5 protein-coding genes are annotated in these 10,319 nt (G+C 43.4%); 4 read left to right on the top strand and 1 reads right to left on the bottom strand.

The window, feature by feature from the left end:
• Positions 1-198: 198 nt before the first annotated feature.
• Together Q0507_RS08420 and Q0507_RS08425 are read left to right on the top strand one after the other, a co-directional pair.
• The gene (locus Q0507_RS08420) at positions 199-1,425 is read left to right on the top strand and encodes an MFS transporter (protein ID WP_298715019.1); all 1,227 of its coding nucleotides are present in this window, start codon (positions 199-201) and stop codon (positions 1,423-1,425) included.
• A 149-nt stretch (positions 1,426-1,574) separates the two neighbouring features.
• A complete protein-coding gene (locus Q0507_RS08425; protein ID WP_298715021.1) occupies positions 1,575-2,123 on the top strand; it encodes a GDSL-type esterase/lipase family protein in 549 nt (182 codons plus the stop codon).
• A gap of 170 nt (positions 2,124-2,293) precedes the next feature.
• On the opposite strand, the gene Q0507_RS08430 is transcribed toward Q0507_RS08425, so the two are convergent.
• Positions 2,294-3,286: a hypothetical protein gene (locus Q0507_RS08430; protein ID WP_298715023.1), complete on the bottom strand. Its 993-nt coding sequence runs from the start codon at positions 3,284-3,286 to the stop codon at positions 2,294-2,296.
• Between the two features lie 350 nt (positions 3,287-3,636).
• Here Q0507_RS08430 and Q0507_RS08435 point away from each other — a divergent pair, with 350 nt between their 5' ends.
• The gene (locus Q0507_RS08435) at positions 3,637-7,194 is read left to right on the top strand and encodes a PD-(D/E)XK nuclease family protein (RefSeq protein WP_298715026.1); all 3,558 of its coding nucleotides are present in this window, start codon (positions 3,637-3,639) and stop codon (positions 7,192-7,194) included.
• The coding region (gene addA / locus Q0507_RS08440) for a helicase-exonuclease AddAB subunit AddA (RefSeq protein WP_298715028.1) at positions 7,184-10,319 on the top strand (3,136 nt) is incomplete at its 3' end. The genes Q0507_RS08435 and addA, both read left to right, overlap by 11 nt.

A 10,319-nucleotide genomic window follows, 5' to 3' on the forward strand; every position in this document is an offset into this window, starting at 1 on the left:
ATATCTCACGAAAATACCCCCTTTACTGGTTGTCCAGTAAAGGGGGTACATATCATTATGCCTAGAGGGCTTTTTATCGTTATAGGTAAGATCGAGATTGACTTAGGAGGATTTAATATCAGTTTTATATAGCTAATCTTTGTCCTCTATGGTATGCTATCGTTATATTTATTAGGTTTTCTGTAGAAAGGAGCTCGTATGAATCGACTTAGTTTCTCGCGAACTCAAATATTAATTCTCCTTAGCGTATGGCTCACATTCTTGTTGAGCTTTGTTATGCGCTTGTCTTGGGCATCTGTTATGCCTATCCTCAATGAGGCGTTGCATTTTACAGCCAAGATGGGGGCTCAACATATTTCGGCCTTTTACTTTGGTTATGCGTTAACGGTACTGCCAGGTGGTATTTTAGCCGATAAAATCGGTTACAGACGTACCATCTTGTTTAGTTTGATTGGTATGGCCACTGTAACAGCTTTGATGAGTACCATTACAGACTATAACATGGCTTGGGGCTTGCGTTTCTTGTTAGGCGTTATGTCTGGTCCTGTACAAGCTTCTTGCTTGAGTGCTATCGGCGATCACTTCGGTCCGAACCAACGTGGTGCGGCTGTAGGTATCTTCATGAGTTGTACCTCCTTTGGTATTACTACGGTAAACCTTTATGCACCGTATGTGGCAACACATTACGGCTGGCAAACGGCATTCCTTGCTACAGCTATCTTGCCATTGGTAGTCCTCGTGTTATGTTACTTCACGGTGCGTAAGCCGAGTGCAGAAATTCTTGCACAACGAGAATCGGAGGCTTCTGAAGCGGCTGCTAAGCTTGGCGTAGGGCAAACGTCTTTAGTAGAAAACTTGAAACACATCGTTTCTAACCGTAACATCCGTTGCTTGGCAATTGCAGGCTTCTTTGCAACAGGTACGACTTGGGGTGTAACACAATGGGCGAACTTGTACATGGTTAAACAATTAGGTGTAACTGCTATCTATGCAGGCCAAGTCATGAGCGTGTTCGGTACGGCTGCGCTAATTGCGAAACCAACAATCGGTATTTTATCTGATATTTTGCCAATTAAGAAGAACCATTTAGCGGCGCTCGTTATGTTCTTATTTGGGCCAGCTTTAATCTTGTTTGCAAGCACAGCCAATCCAAATATGCTCTTTGTAACAGGTCCAATCCTCGGTATTGGTGCCTTCATGCATAGTGCTTTGACCAATGCCCTCGTAGTTCAGTCTGCAGCACCTCATTTGCGCGGTACAACAGCGGGCTTTGTAAATTTGTTTAATCAAATTGGAGCTCTCTTGGCGCCACTTCTCTTGGGGAATCTCCTCGTTATGACGGGCAGCTACCAAATGTCCTTGATGTCTATTGCAATAGCTCCTATTATCGGTGCATGTGCATTGTTCTTCATTCGTCTTAAATAATATAAAAGGATCCGTAAATGAACTGCCCTTCTAAAAATTGTGTCTAATTGGAGGGCAGTTCAAAACGGGTCCTTTTTTGTAATTAATATGTATATTGTGTATGGTGTTCTTTTATTATATGATTGAGTCATAGTACAGGAGGGATGTAAATGGAAATCATCTGTTTTGGCGATAGCATTACGCGTGGCTATGATGTGCCCTATGGACGGGGTTGGGTCGAAATCTGTGATGCATCCATAGAGGGTGTTAATTTTACAAACTACGGTGAAGATGGCTGCTCCGTACAGGGGATGATTTATAATATTGAAAATTGGGCGGTTACTGCTGTATCCGATGCAACACGTCATATTTTCTTGATGTGTGGCACTAACGATATTTTACAAGGTCGAGATAGTAGCTATGTGTATAAGACTTTGGTGAAAGCTATCGAGCTGGCTAGTACAAAAGGGATGGTAATCATCGGTTTAGAAACTCAAATTGATAGCGATATGGATGGATTAAATCTGGTTGTACGAGAGGTTAATGAACAGCTAAAAGCCTACGCAGCGGAGCGTAATATTAAGGTCATAGATTTCTATACCACCTTGTTTGAAGCGGATCAAATTGGACAAATTGTCTTTGCTGGAGAGGTACACCCCAATGAGCATGGGTATCGATTAATGGCGTATAAGGCATTAGAGGTCTTTACGCGATTATAACGGCACTATAATACGACTGTAACGGGACTATAATGCAACATGCAACTGTAATATAAAGAACATAAAAACTCCCCTAATGAGTTGTCTCATTGGGGGAGTTAGTGATTTATAGTTTTTTTTGCTGGTGAAAGCTGGGATCTTTCACCAAATAAAATTAAATTCGTAACGAATTATTTTTTAGATTTAGTAGATACTTTATTGTTGGACACTTTAGCAGATTGCGCGATTGCGTATGCAGTGCCTTTTACTAAATCATAAGCTTCAGCAGTATTGCCAGATACTGTTACAGCTGCTACAGTGTCTTCAGTTATTGCGAATAATGCAGTTGCATAAGGGTGTTGAGCACCATTTGGTACAGTTACAGCACCGGATTTAACAACGATGTAACGACCGTTATTGTTGAAAATATCGTAATGAGCCGCTTGTTTTACACCATCATAGCTTTCATTGTAAGCGAACAATGCAGCTACTTCACCACTTGCTACTTGACCAGTTTGTTGCATGGAACGCAATTTAGCAGCTGCTACAGCTGTTGGTTGAGTCATGTTTACAGTGATGCGCAAAGAGTTGTTGTTTACAAATGCTTCAGTGATTACGTTTGTAGAGAATACATTCGCAACACCGTTGCCAGCACGGTTGTAAGAGCTAGCAGTTTTCACTTGGTAGCCGTTAGTGTATGCAGGCAAGTCATATGTGTAAGTTTTGCCGTTTAACAACAAGTCGAAAGCGTTCAATTGGTTAGCTTTGTAGCGAGAAACATAGGAGCTGCCGTTGCCATTAGCTGTTACGGAGTTTACAGTTTCTTGGTATACAGGTTGGGCTTCAGTAGGAATAGGATCCATGATTTGAAGACCTACAGCTGTTGTTTGTGGCGCTACAAAGATTGGATCGCCCAATTCTTTAGATACAGGCATTTGTTGAGTCATATCGCCTGCTGTGTAAGGCACTGCCGGCAATGGTTTGTAACCAGGGCGCGGTGCACTTGTTGCATAACTAGTTTGGTAAGCTGGTGTAGCAGCTTGTGGTGCAGGATAAGAATATTGCTCTGCAGAAGCGCGTTCATAAGCGCGTGCATTAGCATCAATAGTTGCAGCAAAAGCAGAGAAAGACATCGTTGTCGCTGCAAACACTGCAAAAGCAGTTGCTAAATGTTTTTTGTTCATAATAATTTACTCCTAAATACATGATTTTACAAATAACACAGATACTAACTTGTATTATATAGGAATTCATGCTAATTGTAAATAAAATATAAAATATTATCTTAATTATAAATAAATATAATCAGATGAGTCAAATATTGTACAATTAGCCATAGAATGTCATATTACTATATAATAATAATCAGTATAGTAATTTATTATATCGAAAAATTTCGTTTAATGCTATATCTAATTCGTATAGTGCTACAATTAATTTGTGTAGTGCTATTCTAATGCGTTAACTGATATGAGCAATATAAATTTGTGGATTATATCAATTGAGATGGTGAAAGTTTCACTAGGGAGGTCTCATGAGTATTAGCGTCTATTATGGACGAGCTGGATCAGGTAAGACGCGCGCCGTATATGAGCGCATACGTCAGGTCATGACAGATTGTCCAGGGGAACCAATAATCTTGCTTGTTCCTGAACCTGCCACCTATCGGGTGGAACGGGAGCTAGCTGAATTTATGCCTGAAAAAGGCTTTACTACGGTTCGCGTCGTAGGCTTTGGTCGTTTGGGTTATCAGGTATATCAATCGATAGGCTCAAAAGGGGTCGGTCAATCAAGTTTATCAAGCTTTGGCCGGTCTATGTTGTTGCGCCTTGTAATGAAACGAAAGCAAAAGGAACTAGGGCTATTAGAACAGGCTACAAAACGACCTGAGTTTTCCTCTGTATTGCAACAACTCTTTTCTGAGTTTCGCACCTTCCGTGTAGGCCCTGTGGATCTAGAACGAGGGGCAGAATCTGTTAAAAATAAAGTATTACAAAAGAAATTGCGCGAGTTAGCTATTTGTATGTCTGCCTATGAAGAGGAACTCAGTCGCCATGGGGAGCGCGACATCGATCCTATCATGGAAATCGTAGAGGCTTTGCCACAATCTCCTCTCATGGAGAATAGCCACGTCTTTATCGATGGTTTCCATTGGTTTACACCGACTCACTATGAGTTGATTTATACCTTGTTTGACTTGGCGAAGGAGGCCGTTATTACTATCGATTTACCGATGGATCCAAAGACGTTAAATCTAGCTCGTCGAGGGGAGCATCTCTTCAGCCGCCCTTTAGAGATTTACGACACCTTAGTCGCTCGTTATGGCTCTAGTATCAACTGGGTTGGCTTTGAGGGAAAACGAGGCCCTCAAATCGTTCAAGCTCTAGAGTCTAATTACTTTGCTAGTCCTAGTAAGAAAAACTCTACAGATGAAACGATTCCGCTTATTCGCGGCTATAACCGGGAACGCGAAGCAGATGCTGTGGCTCGTCACATTTTAGCCTATGTAGAATCATCTGAAGAGGCTCGTTACCGAGATGTATGTATCATGCTCCGCGAGTCTGAAACCTATGGTGACACTTTAGAAAAAGTCTTTACTCGCTACGGTATTCCGCACTTTATCGACCGTCAACGTCCTATGAAAAACCATCCATTAGGCGAGCTATTGACGGCCCTATTTGATATCGTGCGTCATAACTATAGTCGAGATAGCATGTTCCTCTTGCTCAAGACGGACTTGATGCCGCTTACTCGTGAGGCTGTAGATGAGTTAGAGAACTACGTTCTTGAGTTTGGTATCGACCATTATAAATGGGAACGTGAAAGCTGGCCGTACCTACGAGGCTTTTATGAGGGGCAAGATGAAGAAAGCCACGTAGATGCACCACGCAGAGCACGTGTTAACAAAGCAAGACAAACCATTATGGATGTTTTATCTCCGTGGTTTGATTTTGCAGCTCATAGTGATGGACATACGGGCGCAGAATGGGGAACCCAATTATATGGCTTGTTAGAAATATTGCAAGTGCCAGAGCGCCTCTATGAATGGGCGAAGGACGCAGAAACTGTAGGTGATCAAGAATCCAAAGCTAGTCATGAACAGATGTATAATGCGGTCCTTTCCTTTATAGACGAAATTTCTATGGTCATGAAGGATGAAATATTGATCTTGGATGAGATGATGCTCCTTCTTGAAGAAGGCCTTAGCGATGTAAATTACTCTATGATTCCGCCGTCTTTAGACCATGTGGTGATTACCACTATCGAACGTGGTTACAGCCAGTGGTGGCCTAAGGTGTTCGTAATGGGCCTCAACCAAGGTGTGTTCCCTCAAAGTATGGGCGATGAAGGGCTCATCAAGGATAAGGAGCGTCAAGAATTGGCCGATGTAGGCATTACCTTAGCAGAAGGTGCTTTGCCGAAGGCTTTCAACGAGAATTTCCTATTATACCTCGCCATGACGCGGGCATCCGATTCGTTGACCTTGTCCTATGCGGGCTCTGGTGAGGATGGAACCGGTCTTGAGCCGTCCCTCATTGTGAAACGATTAGAATCCCTTGGGTACGTAGATCAGGCGGTAGAAATTCCTCTCTCCATTGCACCTGATACAGAGACGGATTACGTGTGGCGCCCACTCCAAAGTCTGTCATTGTTGTCGGAGCGTTGGGGTGCGCTCTTTAGTGGTTATGAGGTCAATCCTCTTTGGTGGGGCCTCTATAACTGGGCTCGTGAAAGCGAAACCTATCGTCCTCGTTTAGCGGAGGTGTCACGTGGCATTCGAGATAATAACGATGTGCCTGTCATAACGCAGGATTTAGTGAATGGTCTATTTTTGTCTAAAGGCTATATGTCTGGTTCTGTGACGCGACTTGAACGATACCAACAATGTCCGTTTAAGTTCTATGCTCAATATGGTTTGAAACTAGAACCGCGTCGTGTACGCTCCTTTGGTGCTCCTGAAATTGGTACATTCCTACATGCTAATTTAGAGCGCTTAGGAAATTATCTATTAGAAAACAACAAACAATGGCGTGACCTTGACGAAGAGGAACAAGAAAAACTATGTCGCACTGTGGCAGACGAAATCTTACAAGAAAATCAGCTGGGTGAAGAAACGAGCGATGCCTATCAAAAGGCCATCGAACAGCGTGTACAGAGAACATTGCATGTGACGGTAGACCGCCTCGTAGAATGGTCTAAGCGTAGTGATTTTGATACGAAGTATTTAGAGCAAGACTTTGGTCGTCAAGGTGGATGGGATCCTATTCGAGTCCCTCTTGGTGAAGACCGCTACTTGCGCCTCATCGGTCAAATTGACCGCATCGACGAATATACACGGGATGGTCAAACCTATGGCATGGTTATCGACTACAAATCGGGTGGCGCTCATGTGACGGCTCAAGATGTGTACTACGGCCTCAAATTGCAGCTCATGACGTATCTATTAGCCTTAGAATCCGCTTACGGTAAAATGCATGGCACCTCTATGTCGCCGGCAGCTGTGGTTTATTCTTACGTGAAGAACCCTAAAATCCCTGCTGATGCGCCTATATCTTATGAAGATGCCGTTTCGTTGGCTAATGAAAGTGACGCGTGGCAAAACAGTGGGTATTTCTCCGATGATATAGAGTTATTGACGCATATTGATAATAAGTTTTTATCCTATGGTTCTAAACGAGGCCCTTATGTGCCAATTGCTACGAAGAAAGATCAAACCATTTCCAGTAGAGATTTACGTAAGGTTAAGAGTACTGGTGAGTTTGATGTAATGTGCCGTTATACAAATCACGTGATGGCTGAGACGGGTCGTCATATTGGGGAAGGGCAGTTCCCAATAAAGCCATATCAATTAAATGGCTTTAGACCTTGTACCTTCTGCGATTACAGAACGGTATGTCGCTTTGACTCTAGCCGTAATCGATATAATTATTTGTCTAGATTGTCTGAAGATGATGCCTTAGAACGGATGAAAGAGGTTTTAAACGACGGAAACAACAGTAACGACAGTAACGACAGAAATAACAGTAGCAATGGAAATAAAAGTAATGTAGCAAGTATTAGTAATAAAGGAGGTGAAGACCATGGGTGTTAAATGGACGCCAGAGCAGGAGTCTGCCATCGTAGCGCCTAAGGACTCCTCCTTAGATAATCAGACCTTACTTGTTGCGGCTGCTGCCGGTTCAGGTAAGACAGCGGTCCTCGTAGAGCGCATTATTACGCGCCTTAAGGATATGGATAATCCTTTATCCGTTCAAAAACTCATGGTTGTAACTTTCACAAAGGCTGCAGCCCAAGAGATGAGCGCTCGTATTGGCCTTGCCTTGGCTAAAGCCATGGAATCTACAGATGATGTAGTACTACAAGAGCGCCTTGAACGACAGCTCAATCTATTGCCGTCTGCTCATATTTCTACCTTGCACTCTTTTTGCCAATGGGTAATACGTTCCTATTTCTACAAGCTCGATATTAATCCAACGGCTCGTATCGGCAATGAAGCAGAAATGGCGTTGCTACAACAAGAGGTATTAGCCGATTTATTAACTAAGTCCTATGAAGAGGGCCTTTATAATATCTATGAGCTAGCGGACTTCTTCAGCGACGATAAATCCGATGCGGGCTTAACGGCAAAGATTATGTCCCTATATAACTATGCCATGTCCCTTGCTAATCCTGATGGATGGCTAAGGAAAGCCTTAGAACCTTATAAAGAGGCGATGACCATAAACCCTAGTAATACGATGTGGGGCGAATATATGTGGTCGAATCATTTAGCTGTTATCGACCGTGTTCGGGAGCGCTTAGAGCGGATGGAGCAAATTTTACTTGATCCCGTAGGTCCTCATAAGTGGCAAAATATATACGATAATCAACTGGCTGCACTAAGTATGCTTTCAGCAGCTCAATCTTGGAATGATATGGGCGATGCTTGTAAACATATGGATACCTTTATTAAGGACCAGTTCCGTATGGGTTCAAAAGAGGCGCAAGCCTATGACCCTATGTTGGTAGCAGAGTTTAAATCTTTAGGAGGTCAAAATAAAGATGACCTCAAAGCCATGCAAACCGCTATATTCACTGTTCCGGAAGCTACCTTGCAAGAGCAGTTTAAGGCTCAATATCCAATCATAGAAGGCCTTGTAGAGCTGACGATTGCTTTTCATAAAGCTTATAGAGACATGAAGCAAGAGCAAGGTATCATGGATTTCAGCGATCTTGAACATCTATGCTTGGCTCTTCTCGTTGAACCTGGCACAGAGGATGACCCTCAGCCATCTGAAGTGGCAAAGGAACTGCAAGATACGTTCAAAGAAATCATGGTCGACGAATACCAAGATACGAATGGCGTTCAAGAGACGATTATCAACTTGATTTCTCGCGTCGATAATAGGTTTTACGTGGGGGACGTGAAGCAGGCCATTTATAGCTTCCGTATGGCCGACAGTTCTCTATTTATGGAGAAGTACAATACTTACGGTGGTACTGATGCGGTAGAACGACGTATCGACTTGGCGAAAAACTTCCGATCTGACGCAAATATTTTGGCTGCTACGAACTTTTTGTTCTATCAAATTATGACGAAAGACGCGGCGGAGCTCAATTACACAGAGGCTGAATCGCTTATTCCTGGCCGCATTGTAGAGGATGCACCAGAGGATTGGGTTGGAGGTGAAGTGGAATTACAGCTCTTAGATGTGAGTAAGGATACCCTTGGTGCTAGTGAAAGTGACGAAGATGAAGGGGATGACCCTGAAAACAACGAGCGTGAGCTAGATTTCATCATTCAAAAAATCAAGGAAATCCATGCTGCTAAGAAACAGGTGCAAAATCCAGATGGCACATTCCGTCAAATCGAGTGGCGAGACTTTGCTATTTTGCGCAGATCCTTGGCGGGTTGGGGGACGCGTGCCGTAGAAGCCATGCGTCAAGCGGGGATTCCTGCGGTTGTAAATGAGCGAGACGGTTACTTTGAAGCACAAGAGATTCAACTTTTATTGGCATTGTTATCCATCATAGATAATCCGGAACAAGACTTGCCGATGGCTGCCGTATTGCACTCTGGCCTGGTAGGCCTTGATGCCAATGAACTAGGCGCATTGCGCCTGTCTGGTGAGGGTTCTTTATGGTCTCTCATGTCAGCCTATGCAGAAGTGGCTCAAGATGAGCGCTTATTAGCTTTTATTGGTCATATGGAGCAGTGGCGCACCTTGTCGCGTCGTCACGGTGTGACCGATTTGTTGTGGGATATTTACGAATCCCAAGATTATGTAAATTATGTAGGGGCTATGCCGAATGGTCTCGTGCGCCGCGCTAATGTGCTTGCCTTATATGATAGAGCTAAGGGCTATGAAGCCTCTGGTTTCCGCGGGCTCTTTAGGTTCTTGCGCTTTGTGGAAAGCTTGCGCGATAGCAACCAAGATATGCCTCTTGCCAATGTGGTGAGCGAGGCGGATAATGTGGTGCGCCTCATGACCATCCATAAGAGTAAGGGCCTTGAATTCCCTGTAGTATTCCTATCTGGTGTACAAAAAAGATTCAATATGATGGACTTGCGTTCAGAGCTTCTTATCGATAAAAATGCAGGCCTTGGTTTGAAAGGGTATTTTCCAGATATTCGAGTGTCCTTCCCGACCATGCCTTGGTTCTATGTGAAAGACGTAAAAGAGGCGGCCCTCAAGGCGGAGGAACAACGCATTCTCTATGTTGCCTTGACACGGGCACGAGATAAGTTGTTTATGACAGGCTTTATTAAAGGCTTTAAAAAATCTAAAGGCAGTTTAAGTACCCTAGGTGAACTCATTAAAAATGCGGCTTCCGTAGAAACTCAACAGTTACCGACAGATATTATCACGCAAGCCAATAGTTATCTAGACTGGCTGATCATGGGCTTTGCTCGTCACTTAGATGGTGGCAATCCGTTGCGTGTAGCTATTGAATACGAAGGACCTACCTATTTTGATTTGTCTGATAAACAGTGCCGTATTAAGGTTGAAGTTCATGATGGTTCTCTCTATGGCGACCTCGATTATAAAGCAGATGTCGATGAGACTACAATCAATAAAGTTCGGGAGTTGAAAGCGGTTAATTCTGTAGAGTTGCCACAGGAAATCGTGAATCGCTTTAACTATAACTATCCTTACAGTGATGCTACTCGTCGGACCGCGAAAATCTCCGTTAGTGAATTGAAACGACGATTCCAAGAGCGAGAACTAGAGGCAG

The organism is uncultured Veillonella sp., assembly GCF_938010505.1.
GTDB lineage: Bacteria > Bacillota > Negativicutes > Veillonellales > Veillonellaceae > Veillonella.